General features: G+C 67.7%; 21 protein-coding genes and 1 riboswitch. Of the genes, 5 read left to right on the top strand and 16 right to left on the bottom strand.

The window, feature by feature from the left end; all coding sequences use genetic code 11:
- Nucleotides 1-3: 3 nt before the first annotated feature.
- Entirely contained in the window at nucleotides 4-792 is a 789-nt protein-coding gene (locus ABD231_RS33730) for a glycosyltransferase (RefSeq protein ID WP_344161304.1), read from the bottom strand.
- 212 nt (nucleotides 793-1,004) lie between these two features.
- On the opposite strand from ABD231_RS33730, the gene ABD231_RS33725 reads away from it, so the two are divergent.
- Nucleotides 1,005-2,195: an arginine deiminase gene (locus ABD231_RS33725; protein WP_344161301.1), complete on the top strand. Its 1,191-nt coding sequence runs from the start codon at nucleotides 1,005-1,007 to the stop codon at nucleotides 2,193-2,195.
- A 1,557-nt stretch (nucleotides 2,196-3,752) separates the two neighbouring features.
- Here the strand turns inward: ABD231_RS33725 and ABD231_RS33720 are convergent.
- The 3 genes from ABD231_RS33720 to ABD231_RS33710 form a co-directional block, all read right to left on the bottom strand.
- Complete coding sequence (locus ABD231_RS33720; protein ID WP_344161298.1) at nucleotides 3,753-4,715, bottom strand: DUF5926 family protein; 963 nt, start codon at nucleotides 4,713-4,715, stop codon at nucleotides 3,753-3,755.
- 47 nt (nucleotides 4,716-4,762) lie between these two features.
- Nucleotides 4,763-5,179: an ATP-binding protein gene (locus tag ABD231_RS33715; RefSeq protein WP_344161295.1), complete on the bottom strand. Its 417-nt coding sequence runs from the start codon at nucleotides 5,177-5,179 to the stop codon at nucleotides 4,763-4,765.
- 181 nt (nucleotides 5,180-5,360) lie between these two features.
- Entirely contained in the window at nucleotides 5,361-6,182 is an 822-nt protein-coding gene (locus ABD231_RS33710) for a glycerophosphodiester phosphodiesterase (RefSeq protein WP_344161292.1), read from the bottom strand.
- A gap of 39 nt (nucleotides 6,183-6,221) precedes the next feature.
- On the opposite strand from ABD231_RS33710, the gene ABD231_RS33705 reads away from it, so the two are divergent.
- Nucleotides 6,222-7,199: a zinc-binding alcohol dehydrogenase family protein gene (locus tag ABD231_RS33705; protein WP_344161289.1), complete on the top strand. Its 978-nt coding sequence runs from the start codon at nucleotides 6,222-6,224 to the stop codon at nucleotides 7,197-7,199.
- A 37-nt stretch (nucleotides 7,200-7,236) separates the two neighbouring features.
- Here the strand turns inward: ABD231_RS33705 and ABD231_RS33700 are convergent, their stop codons facing one another.
- From ABD231_RS33700 to ABD231_RS33680, 5 genes are read right to left on the bottom strand one after another with little or no spacing between them, the layout of a single operon-like run.
- Nucleotides 7,237-8,574 carry an LLM class flavin-dependent oxidoreductase gene (locus tag ABD231_RS33700; protein ID WP_344161286.1) on the bottom strand — a complete coding sequence of 446 codons (1,338 nt, stop codon included), beginning with the start codon at nucleotides 8,572-8,574 and terminating at the stop codon, nucleotides 7,237-7,239.
- Nucleotides 8,571-9,281, bottom strand: a complete 711-nt coding sequence (locus tag ABD231_RS33695; protein ID WP_344161283.1) for an ABC transporter ATP-binding protein — start codon at nucleotides 9,279-9,281, stop codon at nucleotides 8,571-8,573. Before ABD231_RS33695 ends, ABD231_RS33700 begins: the two co-directional genes overlap by 4 nt.
- On the bottom strand, nucleotides 9,257-10,069 hold the full coding sequence (locus tag ABD231_RS33690; protein WP_344161280.1) for an ABC transporter permease: 813 nt from the start codon (nucleotides 10,067-10,069) through the stop codon (nucleotides 9,257-9,259). The genes ABD231_RS33695 and ABD231_RS33690 overlap by 25 nt, the downstream gene beginning before the upstream one ends.
- Before the next feature lie 23 nt (nucleotides 10,070-10,092).
- Entirely contained in the window at nucleotides 10,093-11,307 is a 1,215-nt protein-coding gene (locus ABD231_RS33685; RefSeq protein ID WP_344161277.1) for an ABC transporter substrate-binding protein, read from the bottom strand.
- A complete protein-coding gene (locus tag ABD231_RS33680; protein WP_344161274.1) occupies nucleotides 11,300-11,854 on the bottom strand; it encodes a flavin reductase family protein in 555 nt (184 codons plus the stop codon). The genes ABD231_RS33685 and ABD231_RS33680 overlap by 8 nt, the downstream gene beginning before the upstream one ends.
- Before the next feature lie 316 nt (nucleotides 11,855-12,170).
- Between ABD231_RS33680 and ABD231_RS33675 the strand changes: the two genes are divergently transcribed.
- Nucleotides 12,171-12,653, top strand: coding sequence for an RNA polymerase sigma factor (locus ABD231_RS33675; RefSeq protein ID WP_344161271.1), 483 nt, complete (start codon nucleotides 12,171-12,173; stop codon nucleotides 12,651-12,653).
- Nucleotides 12,650-13,228, top strand: a complete 579-nt coding sequence (locus ABD231_RS33670; RefSeq protein ID WP_344161268.1) for a methylated-DNA--[protein]-cysteine S-methyltransferase — start codon at nucleotides 12,650-12,652, stop codon at nucleotides 13,226-13,228. Before ABD231_RS33675 ends, ABD231_RS33670 begins: the two co-directional genes overlap by 4 nt.
- A 97-nt stretch (nucleotides 13,229-13,325) precedes the next feature.
- Here the strand turns inward: ABD231_RS33670 and ABD231_RS33665 are convergent, their stop codons facing one another.
- The 6 genes from ABD231_RS33665 to ABD231_RS33640 form a co-directional block, all read right to left on the bottom strand.
- Complete coding sequence (locus ABD231_RS33665) at nucleotides 13,326-13,997, bottom strand: class I SAM-dependent methyltransferase (RefSeq protein ID WP_344161266.1); 672 nt, start codon at nucleotides 13,995-13,997, stop codon at nucleotides 13,326-13,328.
- 27 nt (nucleotides 13,998-14,024) lie between these two features.
- Nucleotides 14,025-15,368: a purine-cytosine permease family protein gene (locus ABD231_RS33660; protein WP_344161264.1), complete on the bottom strand. Its 1,344-nt coding sequence runs from the start codon at nucleotides 15,366-15,368 to the stop codon at nucleotides 14,025-14,027.
- Nucleotides 15,359-15,468: riboswitch (TPP riboswitch) on the bottom strand. It overlaps the preceding gene by 10 nt.
- A 22-nt stretch (nucleotides 15,469-15,490) precedes the next feature.
- Complete coding sequence (locus ABD231_RS33655) at nucleotides 15,491-16,153, bottom strand: alpha/beta fold hydrolase (RefSeq protein ID WP_344161261.1); 663 nt, start codon at nucleotides 16,151-16,153, stop codon at nucleotides 15,491-15,493.
- Entirely contained in the window at nucleotides 16,150-16,965 is an 816-nt protein-coding gene (locus ABD231_RS33650; protein WP_344161259.1) for a hypothetical protein, read from the bottom strand. The genes ABD231_RS33655 and ABD231_RS33650 overlap by 4 nt, the downstream gene beginning before the upstream one ends.
- 41 nt (nucleotides 16,966-17,006) lie before the next feature.
- Nucleotides 17,007-17,858, bottom strand: a complete 852-nt coding sequence (locus ABD231_RS33645; protein WP_344161256.1) for a DUF3152 domain-containing protein — start codon at nucleotides 17,856-17,858, stop codon at nucleotides 17,007-17,009.
- Between the two features lie 53 nt (nucleotides 17,859-17,911).
- Nucleotides 17,912-19,105, bottom strand: coding sequence for an ATP-binding protein (locus tag ABD231_RS33640; protein WP_344161253.1), 1,194 nt, complete (start codon nucleotides 19,103-19,105; stop codon nucleotides 17,912-17,914).
- Nucleotides 19,106-19,256: 151 nt separating this feature from the next.
- Here ABD231_RS33640 and ABD231_RS33635 point away from each other — a divergent pair, with 151 nt between their 5' ends.
- Nucleotides 19,257-20,279 carry a GTP pyrophosphokinase gene (locus ABD231_RS33635; RefSeq protein ID WP_344161250.1) on the top strand — a complete coding sequence of 341 codons (1,023 nt, stop codon included), beginning with the start codon at nucleotides 19,257-19,259 and terminating at the stop codon, nucleotides 20,277-20,279.
- On the opposite strand, the gene ABD231_RS33630 is transcribed toward ABD231_RS33635, so the two are convergent.
- Nucleotides 20,266-21,675, bottom strand: coding sequence for an MFS transporter (locus ABD231_RS33630; protein ID WP_344161247.1), 1,410 nt, complete (start codon nucleotides 21,673-21,675; stop codon nucleotides 20,266-20,268). The genes ABD231_RS33635 and ABD231_RS33630 overlap by 14 nt on opposite strands.
- Nucleotides 21,676-21,718 lie beyond the last annotated feature (43 nt).

Below are 21,718 nucleotides of genomic sequence, written 5' to 3'. Positions count from 1 at the left end.
CGCTCATGGCGTCGTCTTCCGCGGGAACAGGCTGCGCAGCGACGGTCCACCGTCGGCCGGCAACGCGCTCCGCGCCGCGAGCGCGCGCCGTACATGGAGGTACTGCTTGCCGCGGTGCAGCTGCCCGCGCAGATCGGTCCCGGTCGCCCGGTGCCGGACGTCGATCGGCACCTCGAGGATGCGGAAACCCTTGCGGCCGAGGTCGATGCTCAGCGCGGTCTCGACACCGAACCCAGACGCCAACGGTACGGCGGCCTCGAACGCGACCCGAGTGAGGCAGCGCTGGCCGGAGAGCGGTTGCTCGGGCGACCAACCGGTCGCCTCGTGGATGCCGGCGCGAGCCAGCTTGACCACGAACCCGTGCCCGCCGGCCTTCGAACCGTCGGCCCGAACCTGGGCCGGCAACGTACCGATCGTCATGTCCGCGCGGCCGGCCTGGACCGGCTCGAGCAGCGGTGCCGCAGCGGCGGCGGAGTCGGTGAGGTCGGCGTCGAGGAAGAGCAGGTGCCGCGGCCGGGCGCCATCGCGCTCGGCGACCGCAGCCGCGCCGGTCTCCATCGCGGCCGCTTTGCCCCGGTTCCGGTCGTGGCTGACCACGACTGCGCCTGCGCGTCGCGCGACCTCCGCCGTACCGTCGGAGGAGCCGTCGTCGACGACCACCACCAGATCGACGCCGATGATCTTGTGCACCGCGTCGACCGTCGCCGCGATCCGCGCCGCCTCGTCCTTCGCCGGGATCACACAGGCGACGGCACGCTCGAACGGCTCAGGGGATGAATCAGCACCGGACACAGCACCGCAGCCTAGTTCCTTCCCAGCCGATCATCCGCCTCAGCGGGTACCGCCAGGACACATTCGTTCTTTCGAAGGACCGGGCCGGAGGGTGACGACAGCCACGTGGCCGCGAGGCTCTTCCTAGGATATTGTCGGACAATCGGACACAAGACCGGAGGCGGCGTGACTGCCGTAGCGTGGTGGGCACGACCGGACGAGAGGGCAGGCGGATGACCGAGAGGTACGGCGTCGACAGCGAGGTCGGCACGTTGCGGACTGTGATGCTGCACCGGCCGGGGAACGAGCTCCGCCGGCTGACACCACGCAACAACGACAAACTCCTCTTCGACGGCATCCCGTGGGTCGGCCGCGCCCAGGACGAGCACGACGCGTTCGCGCAGGTGCTGCGGGACCGCGGTGTCGAGGTGCTGTATCTGCACGAGCTGCTGATCGAGGCGCTGGGCGACCCGACGGCTCGGGCCCAGGCCGTCGAGGGGGCGATTGCGGATCTGCGGCTCGGGGACACGCTGCGCGACTACCTGGCGGCGTCCCTGACGTCTCTCGACCCGGGTGGGCTGGCTGAGGCGTTGATGGCCGGCGTGCGGAACGACGAGGTCCGGGCGGGTGGGCTGGTCACGTCACTGCTCGCGCACGAGGACTTCCTGATCGACCCGCTGCCGAACCTGCTCTTCACGCGGGACTCGAGTGTGTGGATCCGGAACTCGGTCGCTGTGACCTCGCTGGCGATGCCGGCGCGGGTTCGGGAGACGCAGCTGACCGAGCTGATCTACGGGTTCCACCCGCGGTTCGCGGGGGCGGGCAAGGTGTATGACCACTCTTTGGAGCACGTCGAGGGTGGGGATGTGCTCGCACTCGGGCCCGGGGTGCTCGCGGTTGGTGTCGGTGAGCGGACCACGCCGGCTGGTGTGGAGCGGCTGGCCCGCCGAGTGTTCGCTCAAGACCTCGCGCACACCGTCCTCGCCGTACCGATTGCACAGCAGCGGGCCACCATGCACCTCGACACGGTGTGCACGATGGTCGACGTCGACGCCGTACTGATGTATCCGAACATGGCCGAAGAGATGCGCGCACTCGCCGTCACCACCGACGGCGACCAACTACACGTCGCCGAACCCGAACCCTTCTTAGTCGCCGCCGCCAAGGCCCTAGGCATCGACACCCTGCGCCGCATCGACACCGGCCTCGACCCCGTCACCGCCGAACGCGAACAATGGGACGACGGCAACAACACCCTCGCCCTCGCCCCCCGCGTCTGCATTGCCTACGAGCGCACGGTCGAAACCAACCAGCGCCTCGAGGAATCCGGCGTCGACGTCATCCGCATCTCCGGCTCCGAACTAGGCTCCGGCCGCGGCGGCCCCCGCTGCATGTCCTGCCCCATCCTCCGCGACCCCGCCTGACCCTTACTTGACGACACAAGTAAGGCCGACGACACGCGCAGTGAAATCGGGGCTTGTGCAGTGACCCGCACCTGAGTACTCTTCATGCCTAGGCCCAGGCCCTGTTGCTCCCCCGTCAGCAGGACTTGGGCCGTCCACGTACGAGAGCCCCGGTATACGCCGGGGCTTTCTCGTTTATCGGACACTGCTCCCGGCGGCGACAGCCCGCTTTGGCGCCCGCGTGATCACGCAGAGGTGCGAATCCAGGGCTCCGCCGTCCCGAGCACTTCGGGCCTTCTCTCGCATTCTGGGCCGGCTCGGTGGAACATACGCCGCGCCCCACGACCACGAACCACCACACAGGCCCCACGTGCTTGCCCCTTGCCCAAGATCGTGCTGCCCCACCTTGAGCACCCCTCACCCATTCCCGCGGACTCCCCGTGGTCGACAGGCACTCAAGGTCGGCGTCGACCATCGCCTTGGGCACCGACCAACCATTGGCGCGCCGACCGCGTGGTTGACGGGCACTCAAGGTCGATGCCGCCCCGACAACCACGGTTCGTCGCTGGACGGCCGTGGGTCCGCCGACCGTGGAGGAGGCACGACACGACGCCTTCCACGCCATCGCAACCGCCTCATCTCCGGGACACACGCGGGACCGGCTTCCCGCGCTCGTCATCCCAACACCACAGTTCATCGCCGAACCTGGTGGCTGCGCCACCGCGTGAGGGCGCGCCGGAGGCGCCAAAGGGGCTGTCGCCGCCGGAGGCGGTGTCCTTTCGGCGGGCGATCCGGACCCCAGCCACCCACTAACCCGCACCACGCGTCCGGCGCCACGCGTGATCACCATGCTCGGACCGCCATCCGGGCGGGTTATTGGGTGGTGGCGGACCGCCGGGCCATCACAAATGGGATGTCAGCAGATCGCCACGCGGGGGCGCGGCGGTTTGCGTCAGTTGTGATGGGCCTGGGGTCCGCGGGATGTCGAGTCGAGCTGGCGCACCCAGGCCTTCCACGCCGTCCCATCCGCTTCGTCCGGGACAGGCGCCCCGCGCGCTCCTCAACCGACAACCACAGTTCGTCGCCGAACCTGGTGGCTGCGCCACCGCGTGAGGGCGCGCCGGAGGCGCCGGAGGGGCTGTCGCCGGCGGAGGCTGTGTCCTTTCGGCGGGCGATCCGGACCCCAGCCACCCACTAACCCGCGCCACGCGTCCGGCACCACGCGTGATCACCATGCTCGGACCGCCATCCGGGCGGGTTACTGGGTGGTGGCGGACCGCCGGGCCGTCACAAGTGGGTGGTCAGCAGATCGCCACGCGGGGGCGCGGCGGTTCGCGTCAGTTGTGATGGGCCTGGGGTCCGCGGGCTGTCGAGTCGAGTTGGCGACACCCCGGCCTTCCACGCCGTCCCATCCGCTTCGTCCGGGACAGGCGCGGGGCCGGCGACCGGCGAACTCCTCAACCCGACAACCGCAGTTTGTCGGCGGACCGGGTGACGGCGCGACCGGGTGGGGCGGTCGCGCCGTGGGCGTCGAAGGGGTGTCGCCGGCGGTGGCGTTGGCGGGCCGACAGGTGGGGGTTAGCGGATGGTTAGTTGGCGGCTGGCTAGGCCGGCTCTTGCGGCTCGTTCTTCGGTGGTTAGGGGGGTGGTGGTGGCTAGGGCCTTGTCTAGGGCTGCGGCGAAGTCGGCGGCTGGTTTTTCTACGTCGGCGGCTTCGGTGCCGGTGGGGAGTTCCCAGACGGGGGCTAGGACGCCTAGGGCGCGGAAGGAGCCGATCAGGCGGCTGTCGGCTACGAGCTGGGACTGGCCGGCGGCGTGTAGGCGGGCGAGGGCGTCCAGGACGGTGTCTTCGGTGTGGGGGAGGACCCAGCGCAGGTAGATGCGGTCGCCGATCTGGGTCCAGTACGCCGCGTCTACGGACTCGAGGCGGACTGTCGGGGCGGCGGCGGCGTTGGCGCGTTCGAGGCCGGCTGCTACTTCGCCGGTGGGGTCTTCGACGTTTTCGCTGACCCAGAAGTCGAAGCCTTCGTGGACCTTGACCTCGATCGGCTTGGAGGTGTCGATCAGGTCCTGCAGGCGGGGGCCGTCCTTCATCAGGTCGCCGACCTGGATCGGGTTGCCGGGTTCGGTGGCGAGGGCGGCGGTGATGGCGTGGCCGAGGTCGCGGGACGGGTCGCCGGAGGAGGCGTGGGTCTGCAGGCCGATCCAGATCGTCTCGTCGTCGCGGACCAGGCCGGGCATCGCCATCGGCAGCAGGGTCACCAGGTTCACGACCTTGCCGGAATCCTTCAGCTCCACCTGCGCGGTACCGGACGGGACGATCTCGCGGAACGCGATCAGGTCACACTCGGACGGCAGGCCTTCGAACGGGCGCACCACCCAGGTGTCCGCGGCGGCCGCGATCTCCTTGCCGTGGCACTGCTTGAACCGCTTGCCCGAACCGCAGGGGCAGGGTTCCCGCGGACCGACGTCGACCAGGTCGGCCGGGTCGAGGGTGACGGTCGTCGTGTTCTTCGCGCGCTGCCGCGACTTCTTTCCCATGAGCGCAGTCTTGCAGCCCCTACCGCCGTACGGCGAACCCGGCGGAGTCAGTTGGGGACGATCGCGTGCACCGTCCGGTGTGCGGTGCCGGTCCGGACGTCCCAGTGCGAGGTGAGTACGTCGACGATCGCCAGCCCGCGGCCGCCGATCGACTCCGGGTGGGTGTCGTCGATCCGCTGCGGCTCGGTCTCACCGCGACCGTCGGTGACCTCGACGTGAATTCCGGCCTTGTCGATCCACCAGGCCGCGCGCACCTCACCGGCCGGTAACGCGGGTGCGTACCGGATGGCGTTGGAGAGCAGCTCCGAGAGCACCAGCTGGGCGTCGTCACACGCCCCGTCGGTAACCCGGTACCGCTTCAGGTAGGCGGCCAGACGGTGTCGGGCGTCCGCTACCGCGGACACTTCGTGCGGCAGTACGACGTCCACGACACTCACGTCGGCAGGCAGAGTCGCTGAGGACAAGCAGGGTCTCCTCGATGATCGGAACAGCCATCTGAGGTTCTGCCCACTTCCTGCCGGGGAAAACACCTGCGCGAATTCCGTTACACAGCCAACGCTTACATCACAGCGAACGTCAGGAAACTGTGATGAAAGCGAGGGTATTTAACGTAACAATGACCGCGCGCATTCACCTGGACACAAACTACGGACGTCCTATCTCCCGGCTCTCGTCCGACAACACGCGGAGTACCGACTCCGGGCGGTCACTGATGATCGCGTCCACTCCGATGTCCCGGCAGTGCCGGATGTCGGCATCCGCATTCACCGTCCACACATGCACCTGGTGACCGTGCTTGTGCGCGCGATCGACGTACTCGGGGTGGGCGCTGACAATCTCCAGACTCGGGCCGGCGTGCGATACACCGGTCGGCAGTGAGCCGTCGCGGAATCGCAGCGGTACCCGATCCATCAACAGCACGGTCCGCAATCCAGGGGCCAGCACCCGCATCCGCCGCAGCGACAGCCACGAGAAACTCATCACCCGGACCGGCGACTCCGTCCCGATCTTCGGATGCGACCAGCCGTACCGCCCGAGCGCCTCGATCAGCCGCCGTTCCACCAGTCCGGCGTACCGCGTCGGGTGCTTGGTCTCGATCGCCAGCTCGAGCGGACGCCCGGCGTCGCGGACAGTCGCCAGGAGCTTGTCGAGCGTGAGCACCGTGGATAGGTCCGGGTCCGGCAGCTCGGCCTCGTCGTCGAGGTCCGACCAGGGGTTCTTCCACGAGCCCCAGTCGAGGGCCTCCAGCTCCTGCAGGCTCATCGTGGACAGCACGCCACGGCCGTTCGACGTGCGCTCGATTCGGCGGTCGTGGACGCAGACGAGGTGACCGTCGGCGGTCAGCCGGACGTCACACTCCAGACCGTCGGCCCCGGCCTCGATCGCCCGGCGGTACGCCGCCAGCGTGTGCTCAGGACTGGTCTCACTGGATCCACGGTGCGCCACCACGCTCGGGCGTTTCCCCATGAAGACAACTCTGACACGTGGCAAGGCAGGATGATCGCCATGGACATGCGTGCGATCGTGCTGGACCACCCGGTCGAACCAGAAGAATTACGAGTACGCCGGGTGCCGGTTCCCGAGCCGGATCCGGGCTGGGTGCGGATCAAGGTGGAGGCGTTCGGACTGAACCGTTCGGAATACCACCTCCGGGCCGGCCTCGCGACCGGGGCGTCCTTCCCGATCATCCCCGGGATCGAGGCGGTCGGCACGGTCGATTCCGCACCGACCGGTGAGTACCACCCGGGCCAGCAGGTCGCCGCGATGATGGGCGGGATGGGCCGCCAGTACGACGGTGGGTACGCCGAGTACGTCGTCGTACCGGCGAGCTCGATCGTCCCGGTGCACACGGACCTCGAGTGGTCGACTCTCGGCGCACTTCCGGAGATGCTGCAGACGGCGCACGGCTCGTTGTTCACCGGTCTGGCCATCGAGCCCGGCCAGAGCGTGCTGACCCGCGGCGGTACGTCGTCAGTCGGGGTGGCCGCGGCCGCGATCGCCAAGGAACATGGGCTGACCGTGTTCTCCACGACCCGCAATCCGGAGCGTGCCGAGGTTTTGCGGGAGCACGGCGTCGACTATCCGATTGTTGACGACGGCAACGTTTCGGCAAAGGTCCGGGAAATCCAGCCGGACGGTGTGCACGCGGCTCTCGAACTCGTCGGGACAAATGTTCTTCCGGATACGCTCAAAGCCGTTGCTGTGCATGGGACCGCGTGTTTCACCGGAATGCTGAGCGACAACTGGACGATCCCGGACTTCTACCCGATGGACTATCTCCCGAACGGTGTCCGGCTGACCGCCTACAGCGGGGAAAGCAACGACCTCCCCGCCGAGGCGTTCCAGCGGTACGTCGACCTGGTGGCCGCGGGCAAGCTCCCGATCCGCATCGACCGGGTTTTCACCATGGACGAGATCGGCGAAGCGCACCGGATCATGGCCGACGGCAAAGCAGTCGGCAAGCTGGTGGTCAGAGTGAACTGATGCGGGGAGCGCCGCCCCCGACGCCCCCCGCATCAGGTCAGCCGGTTGCCTCCTGCAACAGCGAGGCTCGGCCGGCAGGACGCGCCAGACCGTAGTGGTCGCGGAGCGTCGTGCCGGTGTATTCGGTGCGGAAGAGGCCGCGGGCTTGCAGGATCGGGATGACCTCGTCCACGAAGACGGTCAGGCCCGACGGGAGCACCGGCGGCATGATGTTGAAGCCGTCGGCTGCTCCCGCTTCGAACCAGTGCTGGATCGCGTCGGCCACCTGGTCCGGCGTACCGGTGAAGGTGCGGTGACCGCGGCCGCCTCCTAGGCGGCCGATCAGCTCGCGAACGGTCAGCTGCTCGCGTCGCGCCAGGGTGACGATCAGCGTGTAGCGGCTCTTGGCGCCCTCGATCTCGTCCTCGTCCGGCAGGTCGGTCGGGAGTTGCTGGTCGAACGCCAAGGCTTCCGGCGCAACGCGCAGCGTCTTGGCCAGCTGCAGCCGCGCGTACTCGGGGCTGATGAGCTCATCGAGTTGCCGCTCCAACCGAGTAGCCTCCTCAACCGTCGAGCCGATCACGGGGACGATCCCGGGCAGGATCTTGATCGTGGACGGGTCGCGGCTCAGCGCCGCCGTACGGGCTTTCAGATCACGGTAGAAGTCCTGGGCGTCCTCCAGCGTCTGCTGCGCGGTGAAGACGGCCTCGGCGTAGCGCGCGGCCAGGCCCTTGCCGTCCTCCGACGACCCGGCCTGCACGATGAGCGGATGCCCTTGGGGTGAGCGCGGCAGGTTCAGCGGGCCGCGGACCTGGAAGTGCCGACCGACGTGATCAATCGGTACGACGCGATCGTTGACCGCCCAGACGCCGGCCTCCTTGTCGGCGATCGCGGCGTCGTCCTGCCACGAGTCCCACAGCTTGTACGCGACCTCGAGAAACTCCGCCGCCCGGTCGTACCGCTCCGCATGCGCAGGCTGGTCGGCCAGGTTGAAGTTCTTCGCGGCATCGGGACCCGCCGTGGTCACGACGTTCCAGCCGGCCCGTCCACCGCTGACGTGGTCGACACTGGCGAACCGCCGAGCCAAGTTGAAAGGATCGTTGTACGTCGTCGACGCCGTCGCGATCAGTCCGATCCGCGACGTGACAGCGGCGATCGCCGTCAGCAGCACGGTCGGTTCCAGCGAACCCGCCGGTCGCCGGCCGACCTCGCCGAACAACGCCGGCGAGTCCGCGAAGAACACCGAGTCGAACAACCCACGCTCGGCGATCCGCGCCAGCTCCTGATAGTGCGCGACCGATGTGTTCGCGAACGGATTGCTCTCCGGCAACCGCCACGACGCCTCGTGGTGGCCGGTACTCATCAGGAACGCATTCAGATGCAATTGCTTACTCACAACGAAACCCCCAACGCGTCAAGGAGCCGCGACCGCACCGCGGCGAACTCCGGATCCGCCGAACTCCGCACGGACCCCAGCGAGATCACCTCTTCGGCCACCAACCGGCCGGCGTCGAGCACGATCACCCGATCGGCGAGCACGATCGCCTCGTCGACGTCGTGCGTCACCAGCAGCACGGCCGGCTGATGCGCCGCGCACAGCTTCTTCAGCAGCGCATGCATCTTCAGCCGGGTCAGCGCATCGAGCGCCCCGAACGGCTCGTCGGCCAGCAGCAGCTCAGGTTCCCGAACCAGCGACCGCGCCAACGCGACCCGCTGCTGCTCACCACCGGACAACTCGTTCGGCCAAGCGTCCTCGCGACCGGCCAGCCCGACCTCGGCCAGACTCTCCCGCCCGCGATCCTCGGAACCCCGCAACCCGAGTACGACGTTGTCCAACACCTTTGCCCACGGCAACAACCGTGAGTCCTGGAAGACAACCGACACCTGACCCGGTACGGCGATCTCCCCCGACCCGTCGACCGACGGATCGAGACCGGCCAGCGCACGAAGCAACGTGCTCTTCCCGGAACCGCTCTTTCCCAGCAGGGCAACGAATTCACCCGGCGCGATGTCCAGATCAACACCGTCGAGTACGGCGCGATCGTCGTACCGCCGGATCAGGTCGCGGACCTGGACAGTTACGAGGCCAGCGTACGGCGCCATGTCAGGGCCCTCCTCTGAATCAAGCGGACTGCGCCGTCGGAGAGCAGCCCGAGAGCGCCGTACAGGACCAGACCGACGATGATGATGTCGGTCTGCCCATAGGTGCGGGCCAGCTCCATCATGTAGCCGATACCGCTGGTGGCATTGATCTGCTCGACCACCACCAGCGACAACCAGGCGCCGGTCACGGCGAACCGCAGACCGAGCAGGAACCCGGGGAGCGCGCCCGGCAGGACGACGCGGCGGATGAACTCGCGCTGCGACAACCCGACGGTCTGCGCGAGTTCGACGTACTTGCTGTCGATGGTCCGCAGGCCGTTGTGGGTGTGGATGTAGATCGGTACGAAGACACCGAGCAGGATCGTCACGACCTTCATCGACTCCCCGATCCCCAGCCACAGAATCAGCAGCGGGAGCAGGGCGAGCGACGGGATCGCACGCTTGATCTGGATCGGCCCGTCGAGAATCGCCTCGCCGAGCCGGGACAGGCCGGAGATCAGGGCGAGTACGACGCCGAGCACGATCCCGAGGCCGAGTCCGACCAGCGCTCGCTGCGATGACGTCCACAGGTTCGACTGCAGGCGTCCGTCGGAGATCAACTCACCGGTGGTCGTGACGACCGTCCACGGCGCCGACAGGACGCGTTGATCGATCCAGCCGGTGGCCGAGCCGATACTCCACACGACCAGCAGCAGAACCGGTCCGATCGCGGCACCGAACTTGATCGGCTTCCCCGGTCCGAGCCGGCGCCGCCGTACGACAGGAGCGGTCTTAACCGCTGTCCGCACCCCAGGCAGGGTGGTGGTGACGGTCATTTCGCACCCGCCTTGATCGCGTCGGCCGCGACGGCCTCGAACCGCAGGTCGTAGAGGTCCTTGGCCTGGATGACCGGGTTCTTGGTCTCCGCGGCCAGGAGCTCGATCGTCTCCTGGTTCCGGGTGATCGCGGAGCTCCAGTCGGCCGTGATGTCGGGATGCCCGGCGTTGTCCACGAGCCACTGGCCGTCGGCCTCGGTGAGCCCCTGGTCCTTCACGTAGTACCCGGCGATCCATTCCTTCGGGTGCTTGTCGATCCACTCCTGCGCCACCCCCCAGGCCGCGACATAAGCGCGAATCGCGGCTGCCTTGGCGGGATCCTCCAGCGACTCGACCGGCCCGTAGAGGTGCCCCGCGTCGTCGCGGATGCCGTGCGGGATCGTGGTCGCGCCGTCCTTGCCGTACTTCGCCGTGTAGCGCTTGATCTGTACGCCGCCGATCGGGGCGACGTCGACCTGCTTCGCCGCGAGCGCGTTCGTGTACACGTCACCGGTGCTCGGCAGTTCGATCAGCTTCACGTCGTCCTTGGTCAGCCCGGCCTTCTTCAGCACCTTCAGCACCAGCGACCCCTGAGCCTGACCGGGGCTGAACGCGATCGTCTTGCCCTTGAGATCGGCGAGCGTCTTCACGTTGACCCCAGGCGCGATACCGAGCTCGTAGATCGGGTGGTTGATCGCGTCCTGACGGAACTTCGAGGCGACGATCTTCACCTTCAGCCCGGTCCAGGTCGCATGGATCGCCGGGATCTCCGCCACCGATCCGAGGTCGAGGGCATGCGCCCGGAACGCCTCGGTGGTCTGCGGACCGCCGCTCAGGTTGGCGAACTTGACGTACTTCTCCACCTTGTCGAGCTGGCCCGACAGTTTGAAGGCGACCTGGGTGGCCGGATCACCGACGACGATCTTGGTTCCGTCGGGCACGCTGGCCGGCAGGGGAGCGTCCAGCGCGAGCTTCTGACCACTGTTGCCGGCTTCGGCGGGACCACCGCAGCCGGCGGCGACGATCAGGGCAGCGGCGGCGAGTACGGCGTACTTGAACTTAAGGTGCGCCGCCCGTCGTCCCGCCGTAGCGAGCAGGTGCTCGGTGCGGTGGCTCGGTGTGCTGGAGACGAGGTGGCGATGCGGAGCATCGTGGGCTCGGCTCCAGTGCGGCGAGGCGCCGTGCTGAGTGCCGCGCAGTAGGCGGGACGATGGGCGGTGTGCCTTAAACATGGTGAAACCTCGGGGTGGCGGTGGCATAGCGGCCGTCGTGATAGAGCAGGGGCTCGTGTTCACGGCGTTCGGTATGGGTGATCAGTCGGGCGACGACCAGGTAGTGGTCGCCGACGGCGAAACGGTGTTCTACCTGCGCACGGAGGACGCTCGGCGCCTCGTCGAGCACGGGCTCCCCCGTGGGCAGGCGGGACCAGCGGGTCGGCGCCGCGAAGCGGTCGATACCGCTGGTGGCGAAGCGGCCGGCGATGGCCTGCTGGTCGTCGGACAGGAAGTTGATCGCGAGGGACAAGGTGCGGCTGACGGTCGGCCAGCTGGACGCCTTGGTGTCGATCGCGAACGAGACCAGCGGCGGCAGCAGGCTCACCGAGACCAGTGAGGTAGCGGTGAAGCCGACCGGGCCGTGTCCGGCGTCGGCGGTGATCACCACGACGCCGGCGGCGTGGCGACGGAAGACGTTCCGGTAGACGTCGGCGTCGACGATCCGCTCCTCGGAACGGTCCGGAACCAGTGAGAGGGCAGGGCGGTGCACAGCAGGGACGGACATGTCTCTCCCTCGGACACAAAAGGGCAGGCAGGAACCGATCCCGGACGGGTGAGGTCGCGAGGGGATCGGTCGAGAGGCGGGTCAGGCCCCGTACGGCGCTCGATGCGCCGGAACACGCAGAACCGGGGTCACCGACAGGTGGCGCTCGCCGTCCGCAGCAGATCGATGACGCGACGGCGTGTCAGCAAGGTCGTCGTCATGTCAGCAATCTTCGCATCAATGTCTACTGAAGAACTGGACAATCCCACCATGCGGGACAACTGTCTCGCGACGAGTCCCCTCACACATCCGGCCGCGACTGCGTTTAATGGGCATGGTGACTGTCGCACTGCCGCCGTTCCAGGCGCTCGTGGACGCGCACTGGCGGGACGTGGCCCGCCTGGCGCGCGCCTTGGCCGGGCCTGTGGACGGCGACGACGTGGCGCAACGCGCGTGGGAGAAGGCGTTCGCCGCCTATCCGGGACTGACCTCGGCGAAGAACCTGCGCAGCTGGCTGCTCACCATCACCGCCCGGTGCGCGACCGACGTCCACCGGGCCCGCCGGCCGCAACGGCCGCTCGACGACGCACCGACGATCGCGGTCGACGGCCCCGACGCCGCCGACTGGCCGGATCCCGAGCTGTGGCAGGCGGTCAACGGGCTGCCCGAGCGGCAGCGGTACGCGATCACGCTCAAGTACGTCGGCGACCTGGACCACCACGGTGTGGCCGCCGCCCTGGACACCACCCCCGCAGCCTCGCGCCGCCTTGTCAGCGACGCTCTCGCGACACTGCGCCGTACCCTCGGAGTTGAGACATGAACGGACTCGAAGACCGGCTCACCCGGTTCAGCACACCTGAGTTGAAACCACCCGTCCTCCCGGACGCCGACGTCGCCTACACCCTGCACGACACCCCGATCGGCACGATGCTGCTGGCAGTCGCGCACGGCCGCGTGGTGGCGAGCTCATTCGGCGACGAGGAGACCATGACCGGCCGGCTCGCCCACGCCGTGTCGCCGCGAGTTCTCCGACAGCCACGCGCACTGGACGCCGTACGACGAGAGCTGGACGAATACCTCATCGGTGACCGGCGGGAATTCACCGTGCAGGTCGATCTGGCGCTCGCGACGCCATTCCAGCAATTGGTGCTGAGCGATCTGCGCACGCACACCAGCTACGGGCGGACGAAGAGCTACGGCGAGCTCGCCGGCGAGATCGATCGGCCTAAGGCGGCTCGAGCCGTCGGTACGGCGCTGGGCGCGAATCCCGTGTGTGTCCTGCTGCCGTGCCACCGGGTGATCGGGGCGAGCGGCGCGCTCACCGGGTACGCGGGCGGCCTCGAAGCCAAGCGCTACCTGTTGAATCTTGAAAAGAAAAGAATCATTTCCCCGTAGCCACGAGAATGTTCCTACAGTTGAACCAATCAGGAGCAGGTCCCCAATGTGGAGTGGGGATCTGCTCCTATTCTTTCGGGGTTCAGTTCTTTCGGGGTCAGGCGTGGATCTCGAGGATCAGCCGACGGCGGCCGCCCCACTCGCGCTTGTAGACCTTGTAGTTGTCGATGCCCGCGGCGGCGCAGAGGCGGCCGTAGCTGATGTCGTCGTGGATGTAGTGCACGCTGCTCAGGCCGTCGGCGTGCTCGGTGGTGACGATCCGGTGTTCCGGGCCCTGCCGCATCCCCAGCGCGATCTCACCGGCGGTCGCGGGTCCCCAGGACGGGCCCTCGATGATCGCGATCCCGCCCGGCTTCAGCACCCGGGAGATCTCGCAGATCGTCGAGATCTGCTCGTCCTCGGCGAACAGCTCGTGGAACGCGGTCCACAGGCAGATCACCGCGTCGAACGAGTCCCACGCGTACGGCAGATCGGTCATCGACCCGATCGCCCAGTCGATCGCCAGCTCCTCCTCGTTCGCCTGGATCCGGCCGGCCTCGACCAGGTTCGGCGAGATGTCGAGGCCGCGCACGGTCTTCCCGGCGCGCGCCAGCGGGAGCGAGATCCGGCCGTAGCCACAGCACAGATCAAGAACCGATTCCCGGCCGTCGAGCAGTTCCTCGACGGCCTTGACGATGTCTGCGTCCCGCTCGGGCGAGGTCCGCGCAGCCAGACCGTCGACGCCGAGCTCGGCGTACTCGGCCCGGCTGCGCAGTGCGGAGTTGAGCATGGGCGCAAGTATCCCGCGTGCCGCAGGTCAGTTGTCCACCGGTTCGCGGGTCACGATCCGGCCGCGACCGATTTTGCCGAGGAGAACTGCTGCGAGTATCGAGACGATGATGCTGGTGTAGGTCGCACCCAACCAGCCCGGCACGGCCTGCCCACCGAAGAGCTTGCCTTGGACACCTTCCCAGAACGGCGACCACCCGGCGACCGTGCCCGGATTCACGAGCTGGTAGGCGACGAACCCGATCAGCCACGCGACCGTGGGTTGCCAGCGGAACTTCGCCGTACCGGAGACGTCCCAGTTCATCTTGCTCACCAGGAAGAAGTCGGCGATCGCGACCGCGAACAGCGGGATGAAGACCGAGCCGATCAGGTAGAGAAACTGCGTGTAGTTGCCCAGGTCAACCAATAGCGCGAGACCGGTGGCGAGGACGCCGATCGCGATCGAGATCCAGCGGCGATCGACGTGACCGATCAGGTTGTGCGCGGCCATCGTGGTCGAGTAGACGTTCGCGTACGCCTCGTCGACCTCGTCCACCAGCAGCACGAACAACGCGATCGCACCGGCCGGCAAGGTGACGAGCGCGGTGATGACGCCTTCGCTGTCGGTCTGCAGAGTCGCGACCGCGAAGACACCCAAGGCGTAGTACAGGATCGCGGCCAGGCCGTAGCCGAGAGCCGAACCACCGAAGGCCGCCTTGTTGGTGCGGGAGTGCCGGGTGTAGTCGGCGGCGAGCGGCGCGAACGAGACGACACCGGCGGCGGCCAGGTCGACGGCCGGCCAGAACCCGAACACACTGTCCTGCGGCAATGACTGCACCGGCTTGCTCAGCACCTGGATGAATAGGTAGACCGAGGCAATCAACACCAGCCAGACCATGAACTTGCGCAGGATCTTCACGCTGCCCAACGGCCGGACCGCCATCGTGGTCGCGATGATGCCCGCCAGTACGACGAACAGCCAGCGCCAGCGCTCACTCGTCACCGCGACCGCGGCCTGCGAGATGACGATGATCTCCATCGTCGCCCAACCGATGTTCTGCGCGATGTTCAGTACCGTCGGGGCCATAGACCCGCGACGGCCGAAAAGGCCGCGCAGACTGGCCATGGCCGGTGCGCCGGTGTGCGAACCGAAGACGGCCGAGCCACCGAGCACGAGCGCGCCGATGCCGCACCCGACGACCACCGCGAGCAGGCCCTGCCACAACGAGCCTGTGTACGCCGCGACGAGCGCACCGGTGACCGGGCCGAACAGCGAGATGCCGAGGTTGCCCCAGAGCGTGAACTGGTCGAGGAACCCCAGCGTCCTCGGCGCATCCGTGGTGAGGACGAGCGGTGCTTCTGCATTGGCAGGACGAATTGCTGTATCAGTCATTGCGATCCCTACGCCGGCATTACCCGGTCAGGTTCAGGCGGTCGGCGACCCTAGTCGCCCTCTCAGCCCGCATTCGGTGCGAGCTCCCGCAAAGGTTTTGCTACCGCGTCAACGATAACGCCTCAGTCCGCCGGCCGCGCGGCGGCTGCTCGGTGGATGAGCGCGGCCACCTCCGGGCCGTTGGTCAGCACCGGCATGTGTGACCCGGTGGACAGCGTCCGCGACTCACCGTGGCTCAGAGCGGCCAGGCGGTCGGCCCAGTCTGCCGGTGACAGGTGGTCGTGGCGGCACCGGATGATCACGACCGGCGACTGGACTCTGGTGATCACACCGGCCAGATCGTGCCGTCGGCAGGCCGCAGCTGCCCGGGCGATCGTAGAGAACGTCGTACGGGCGTATTGCGGCGCTAGGACCGGGATCAGCCGCGGTGACTCCGGTGCGGCCGACTCCAGCCAGCGCATGCCCAGGTCGAGCCAGCCCGCGGACTTCGTGTCACCGCTCGGAGCGATCAGGACCAGTGCGTGCACCAGCTCCGGGTGGGCGACCGCCAGCTCGACCACGATCTGCGCACCGGCGGAGTGCCCGACGAGGACCGAGCGCTCCCGCACCTGCTGCTCCAGACGGGCAGCGAGGGCCTCGGGGTGCAGGTCATCGCGGTTGTCGGCCGGTTCGCCGTACCCGGGCAGTGTGACCACCCGGTACGGCATTGAGAGGTGCTCGACGGTTGGTGCGTACGACTCCGGCCCGAGGCCGAGGCCCGGGACGAGGACTACGGGAGCGCTCACTCCCAGGGTGGTCGGCCGGGTGCGGCCCGAACCACAGTGTCGAGGTCCGGCTTGAGCTCGCGATAGCCGAGAAACAGTCCGGCCGCCAGAATCAGCAGACCGAAACCACCCCACGCGTACGCCGTCGGTAGCCGCTCCAGCGTCTCGTCGACAGCCCCCAGGCCGGTCGAGAGCACCATGCCGGCCCAGATGAACAGGGGGATCAGCGAGACGCCGACCAGCACGCCTCCCACGATCTCGACGGCCTCGGGCTGGCGGGCGGCCTTGCGGCGAGCCAGCACGTCTCTCGCCCACAGGACGAGAGCTGCAGCGCCGACCAGGACGATGAGGAGCTGGCCGAGCGCGTCGATCACATCGGTGCGCAGCGGGTGGTTGAGCGGTGAGCCCGGTGCCTGGGTGATCTCCCGGATCGAGACCCGCTGGACCGTGGCCACCATCAGTCCGTAGACAGCCGCGATCACAGTGGCGAACAGCACCACCTTGGCCGCGCGCGGATCACGGCCGGCGAACGGCTCCTTACGCCCGTACGTCGGGAATGCGTCGGGATGCGGATCCACGGGAGCGCCGTACGGGTGTCCGGGCCGGTAGCTCGGCGGCTGAGTCGGGTCGGTGGGCGGACCGCCGTACTGACCTGGTTGGGAGCCGTAGGGCTGCGCAGGTGCATACGGGACGGGCGGCAGTGGCTGACCACCGCCGGCGTACGTGCCACCGCCGTACGGTGTGGGCGGAGCGATGTGCTGCTCCTCGGCGGGCTGCTCCTGGTCCGGACGCTCCGGCTCACGTCCGTACGTCGGGAAGTCCTGTGACGACATCGCTGCTCCCTCCCTGGGGACTCAGCTTCTCACGGGACGGGTCAGGTGGCCTTGATCGTCGGCCACGCGTTCGGCCGACAGCCACCGAGCCCCTTGGTCTGCTGCATCATCACCGGCGCCGGAGTCTTCGGCTGCCCACAGGTCGAGTGCCCGTGCCCAAGCGCGTGCCCGACCTCGTGGTTGACCAGATAGTTGCGGTACAGCACGACATCCCCGCCGTACGCCGGCACTGCGTACATCCACCGCTTGGCGTTCAGCACGACCCGGTCCTCGACCCGGCACGACACCTCACCACCGGTGTCGAGCGGCAGACACAACTTGTCGGTCAGCGTCGGCGTGGCCACGATGATCCGCAGATCCACGTTCTCCGAGTCGGTCCGCTCGAAACTGACCGGATGTACCGCCTGCCACCCACGCGGATCAGTCAGCGTCTTGTGAATACTCGACGCCACCGCCGCCGGGTTCACCGACAACCCCTGCTCGATCTCCACCCGGTAAGTCAGCTTGTCCCGCACCCCGGTCGCCTTGTCAGACCCCGGCACGACACTCAGCTTCCCACTCGACACGGTGACGTTGGGCTTCGCGCCCTTGGGCTGCCGAGTCAACGTAGGTGCCGGCCGCAACGGCGTCGTCAGATGCACCGAAGGCGTAGGAGTCGTCACCACCACCGGAGTAGGCACCACCACCTCCGGCTGCGCAACCGGAGTAGATGCCCCGGCAACAACCTCAGCAGCCAAACTCCGCCGCCCGGTCGCATCCGGATGCACCACCATCACAGTCCCCAGCACCGCCAACGCCGTCACCGAGAACCACTGCACCCGATGAGACTTCTTCCGGCTGTGCCGTCCACGCGCAGACAACCCAGCACGCTGGCCAGTCCGCCGGGTGGTCATGCCGATTGACCCTACAGACTCCCACCCTCTGCACAAAAGGGCAGGTCAGGGATTCAGGCGGTGCGGGTGCGGAGGAACTTGCCGAAGTGGGGGACGGTGAAGGCTACGGTGCCGCGTTCGGCGGAGAAGACGAGGCCTTTCTTGATGAGGCCGTCTCGGGCTGGGGAGAGGGACTGGGGTTTGCGGTTGAGGGTGGTGGCTACTTCGGCGGTGGGGACGGAGCCGTCGTCGGCGGCTATGCCTAGTTCGGCCATGGCTCGCATGTACTCGCGTTCGGCGGGTGTGGCGCGTTCGTAGCGGGAGCCGAAGAAGCCGACGGTTAGTTCGGCGGAGGCTTCGGGGCCGGCTACGGCTACGTCTTTGATGGTGATGGGAGAGGTGGGGGCGTGGTCCCAGGTGGCGTGGGCGAAGGCTTGGACGAAGTACGGGTAGCCGTCGGTCTGGGCGTAGAGCTCGTCCAGGGCTTCGGCGTCGTACTGCACGCCTTCGCTCTCGGCGGGGATCATCAGAGCGCGGTCGCAGGCTTCGCGAGCTAGGCGGTCGACGCGGACGTAGCGGAAGAGGCGCTCGGAGTAGGACTTGCTGGCGGACAGTACGGCGGGCAGGTGCGGCAGACCGGCGCCGACCACGACCATGGGTGCGCTCTGCTGCGAGATCTCGTGGCAGGCGGCGCACAGCGCGGACAGGTCGTCGGCACTGATGTCCTGCATCTCGTCGATGAACAGTCCGACCCCGACCGACAGATCACCGGCCAGATCGGCCGCATCGGTGAACAGCTCGATCAGGTCCATCTCCAGGTCACCGGAGTCCGCCCGGCCCTTCGCCGCCGCCACATCCACCGGCGGGTGCCACCGGATGCCCTTGCGGTCGTGCACATCGGTCCGCAGCGCGAACGCCTTCAGTACGGCGCTGAACTGGTCGACCCGATCGTCGTCCCGGTGCCGGTGGCCCAGCTCACGCATGGCGGTGTGCAGCGCCTGCGCGATCGGCAGCCGGATGCTCTGATCAGGACGAGCCTCGATCTTCCCCGTACCCCAGGCCCGTTTGATCGCCTGACTGCGCAGCGTGTTGAGCAGCACCGTCTTGCCGACCCCACGAAGTCCACTCAGGACGAGACTCCGCTCCGGCCTGCCTGCCGCGACCCGCTCGAGCACCACCTCGAACTGCCGCACCTCGATGTCGCGTCCGGCCAGCTCAGGCGGCCGCTGACCGGCGCCGGGCGCATAGGGATTCCGGATCGGATCCATGCTGTCACTGTATGAGGCCGTCTAGCGTTTTCCGTAGATTGACCAATCAACAACCAGAGCGTGTCGCGATCACACTCTCTACAGCTCTCTAGGGAAAACAGTAGAAAGCGATAGACACCCGCAGCGACCCGAAGAGCACTATCGTTCCCGCATGGTTGGGCGGGTGGAGTGGGCTGAGCAGGCCGCGGCGTTGTATGAGCGGGTGCACCAGCAGTACGTCGGGGGTGCGCGGAAGCTCGAGTCACTGATCAACGAGTTGATCGGTGAGGAAGAGGGCATCAACTACCTGACTGCGACCGCGCGGGCCAAGGACCCGGAGTCGTTCCTGGCGAAGGCGGCGAAGCCGCATCCGGATGATCCGAACCGGCCGAAGTACGAGGAGCCGCTGGAGCAGATCACCGACCTGGTGGCGGCTCGGGTGATCACGTTCCTGGTGGAGGCGGTGGAACGGGTGTGTGAGGTGATCGAGGAGGAGTTCGAGATCGTCGAGCACACCGACATGGGGGCGCACACCCGCGCGCAGGGGGTGTTCGGGTATGCCAGCAAGCACTATCTGGTGCGGCTGAACGCGCATCGGCGCGAGCTGCCGGAGTACGCCGTACTGAAGAACCTGACGATGGAGATCCAGGTCCGGACGGCGGTTCAGCACGCGTGGGCCGAGTTCGAGCACGACATCCGGTACAAGCTGGACATCCCGCCGGACCGGAAGCCGGAGTTCGACCGGCGGTTCCTGCTGGCGGCTGCGTTGATGGAGCTGGCCGACAACGAGTTCACCGAGATCGACCGGCTCTACCGGGAGCTGGCGGCCGCTGCGCCGGGCAAGTCGCCGCGTGACCTCAACACGCCGATCCTGACGACGTACCTGACCCGTCGCTACCCGGACGCGCCGCATGCCAAGACGAACCACTACGCGTGGATCCTGGGCATCCTGGCCCGAATGGGCGTCACGACCGAGGAGGAGCTCACCGAGCTGCTCACCGGCATCGACAGCTTCGCCGTACAGGCTGCGATGACGCACCGCTTCCCGGCCGGCACCGTACGGCGGTTGGACGACGACCTGCTCGCTGCGCGCGGGACGGCGTACATCGATCTGTTCCCGGATGAGGAGCGGCGGCAGAAGATCCTGCGCGGTCGGCTGAAGGCACTCGGCCGGGCCGGCATCACGGAAGCTTGAGGGCGGCCGCAGTACGGCGAGCCCAGGCCCCTGTGGTGATCAGACCGAGTGTGAGCACCAGCAGGCCGCAACCGACGATCAGGTACCAGTACAGCCGCGCGGCCGGTACGAACCCGCTCTCGAGCGGTCCGACGAGTCGCGCCGACAGAACAGTGCCCGCGATTGCAACACCAAGTGACGCACCCACCTGACGGCTCGTAGACGCAACGGCCGCCGCAACACCCGCCTGCGCTCGCGGCATGCCCGAGACGGCCGCATTCGTGATCGGCGCGTTCAGCATCCCGAAACCGATCCCGAAGACCAGATACCCAATCGCTAGCACCACAACGGTTGTCGACCCGGTCAGCCGGGACAGGATGAGACCGGACGCAGCCAGCATCGTCCCGGCCACCACCAGTGGCAGCCGCGGCCCACGGTGCCCGACCAGCCAGCCAGAGATCGGTGCGAAGACCACAGTCATCGCAGCCATCGGCAGAGTCAGCAACCCAGCGTGCAAGGCGGAGTACCCACGCACCGACTGCAGATACAGCGAGTTGAGGAACAGAAACCCCGAGAGCGCAGCAAAACCCGCTACTGCGATCAGAGTGGCTCCAGAGAACGGCGCACTGCGGAAGAACCGTGGTTCCAGCAGCGGTTGCTCCCTGCGCTGCTCGTAGAGCACCAGCGTCACCAAAGCCACCACCGCGAGCCCGAAACACCCCAGGATCAGCGGCGAGGTCCACCCGGCCGCACGGCCCTCGATGATCGCGTAGATCAGCCCACCGAGCAGCAGGACGACCAGGACCTGCCCCACCGGATCGATCCGCCGCGGTACCAGCGACCGCGACTCCGGCACGAACAGTGCAGCCAGTACGACGGCCAGTAGCGTCACCGGCACGTTCATCCAGAAAATGAACCGCCAGCCCACGGTGTCGACCAGTGCACCGCCCACCACCGGACCGACCGCCATGCTGAGGCCGACGACACCGCCCCAGACGCCGATCGCCTGCGCACGCTCACGCGGGTCGGTGAAGGTGTTGGTGATGATCGACATCGCCACCGGGTTCAGCATCGACCCACCGATCGCCTGCAGCATCCGGAACACGATCAGCAGCTCGACCGTCGGCGCGACTCCACACAGCAACGACCCGATGCCGAACAGCACCAGACCGGCCTGGAATGTGCGCCGCCGCCCGACCCGGTCCGCAGTGGACCCGGAGACCATCAACAGGCTGGCCAGCACCAGCGTGTAGGCGTCGATCGTCCACTGCAGCTCGGTCACCGACGCGCCCAGCTCGGACCGGATCGCCGGCAGTGCCAGGTTCACGATGGTCGAGTCGAGACCCACGATGAACAGGCTGGAACAACAGATCCCGAGCACCAGCAGCCGGCGTCTGCGACTCAGCACCTCATCCATTGCTCCTGAATGTACTCCGGCCCCGACAAGGCGTGGGAAAAGA

This window comes from Kribbella yunnanensis (assembly GCF_039529655.1).
Lineage (GTDB): Bacteria > Actinomycetota > Actinomycetes > Propionibacteriales > Kribbellaceae > Kribbella > Kribbella yunnanensis.
This window is presented reverse-complemented; position numbering and strand designations above follow the sequence as displayed.

What these genes read in the sequence shown, in the direction of transcription:
- ABD231_RS33725 (WP_344161301.1), top strand. Translation starts at nt 1,005, where the DNA reads ATGACCGAGAGGTACGGCGTCGACAGCGAGGTCGGCACGTTGCGGACT.
- ABD231_RS33720 (WP_344161298.1), bottom strand. Translation starts at nt 4,715, where the DNA reads ATGGGAAAGAAGTCGCGGCAGCGCGCGAAGAACACGACGACCGTCACC.
- ABD231_RS33710 (WP_344161292.1), bottom strand. Translation starts at nt 6,182, where the DNA reads ATGGGGAAACGCCCGAGCGTGGTGGCGCACCGTGGATCCAGTGAGACC.
- ABD231_RS33705 (WP_344161289.1), top strand. Translation starts at nt 6,222, where the DNA reads ATGGACATGCGTGCGATCGTGCTGGACCACCCGGTCGAACCAGAAGAA.
- ABD231_RS33695 (WP_344161283.1), bottom strand. Translation starts at nt 9,281, where the DNA reads ATGGCGCCGTACGCTGGCCTCGTAACTGTCCAGGTCCGCGACCTGATC.
- ABD231_RS33685 (WP_344161277.1), bottom strand. Translation starts at nt 11,307, where the DNA reads ATGTTTAAGGCACACCGCCCATCGTCCCGCCTACTGCGCGGCACTCAG.
- ABD231_RS33680 (WP_344161274.1), bottom strand. Translation starts at nt 11,854, where the DNA reads ATGTCCGTCCCTGCTGTGCACCGCCCTGCCCTCTCACTGGTTCCGGAC.
- ABD231_RS33670 (WP_344161268.1), top strand. Translation starts at nt 12,650, where the DNA reads ATGAACGGACTCGAAGACCGGCTCACCCGGTTCAGCACACCTGAGTTG.
- ABD231_RS33665 (WP_344161266.1), bottom strand. Translation starts at nt 13,997, where the DNA reads ATGCTCAACTCCGCACTGCGCAGCCGGGCCGAGTACGCCGAGCTCGGC.
- ABD231_RS33660 (WP_344161264.1), bottom strand. Translation starts at nt 15,368, where the DNA reads ATGACTGATACAGCAATTCGTCCTGCCAATGCAGAAGCACCGCTCGTC.
- ABD231_RS33650 (WP_344161259.1), bottom strand. Translation starts at nt 16,965, where the DNA reads ATGTCGTCACAGGACTTCCCGACGTACGGACGTGAGCCGGAGCGTCCG.
- ABD231_RS33645 (WP_344161256.1), bottom strand. Translation starts at nt 17,858, where the DNA reads ATGACCACCCGGCGGACTGGCCAGCGTGCTGGGTTGTCTGCGCGTGGA.
- ABD231_RS33640 (WP_344161253.1), bottom strand. Translation starts at nt 19,105, where the DNA reads ATGGATCCGATCCGGAATCCCTATGCGCCCGGCGCCGGTCAGCGGCCG.
- ABD231_RS33635 (WP_344161250.1), top strand. Translation starts at nt 19,257, where the DNA reads ATGGTTGGGCGGGTGGAGTGGGCTGAGCAGGCCGCGGCGTTGTATGAG.
- ABD231_RS33630 (WP_344161247.1), bottom strand. Translation starts at nt 21,675, where the DNA reads ATGGATGAGGTGCTGAGTCGCAGACGCCGGCTGCTGGTGCTCGGGATC.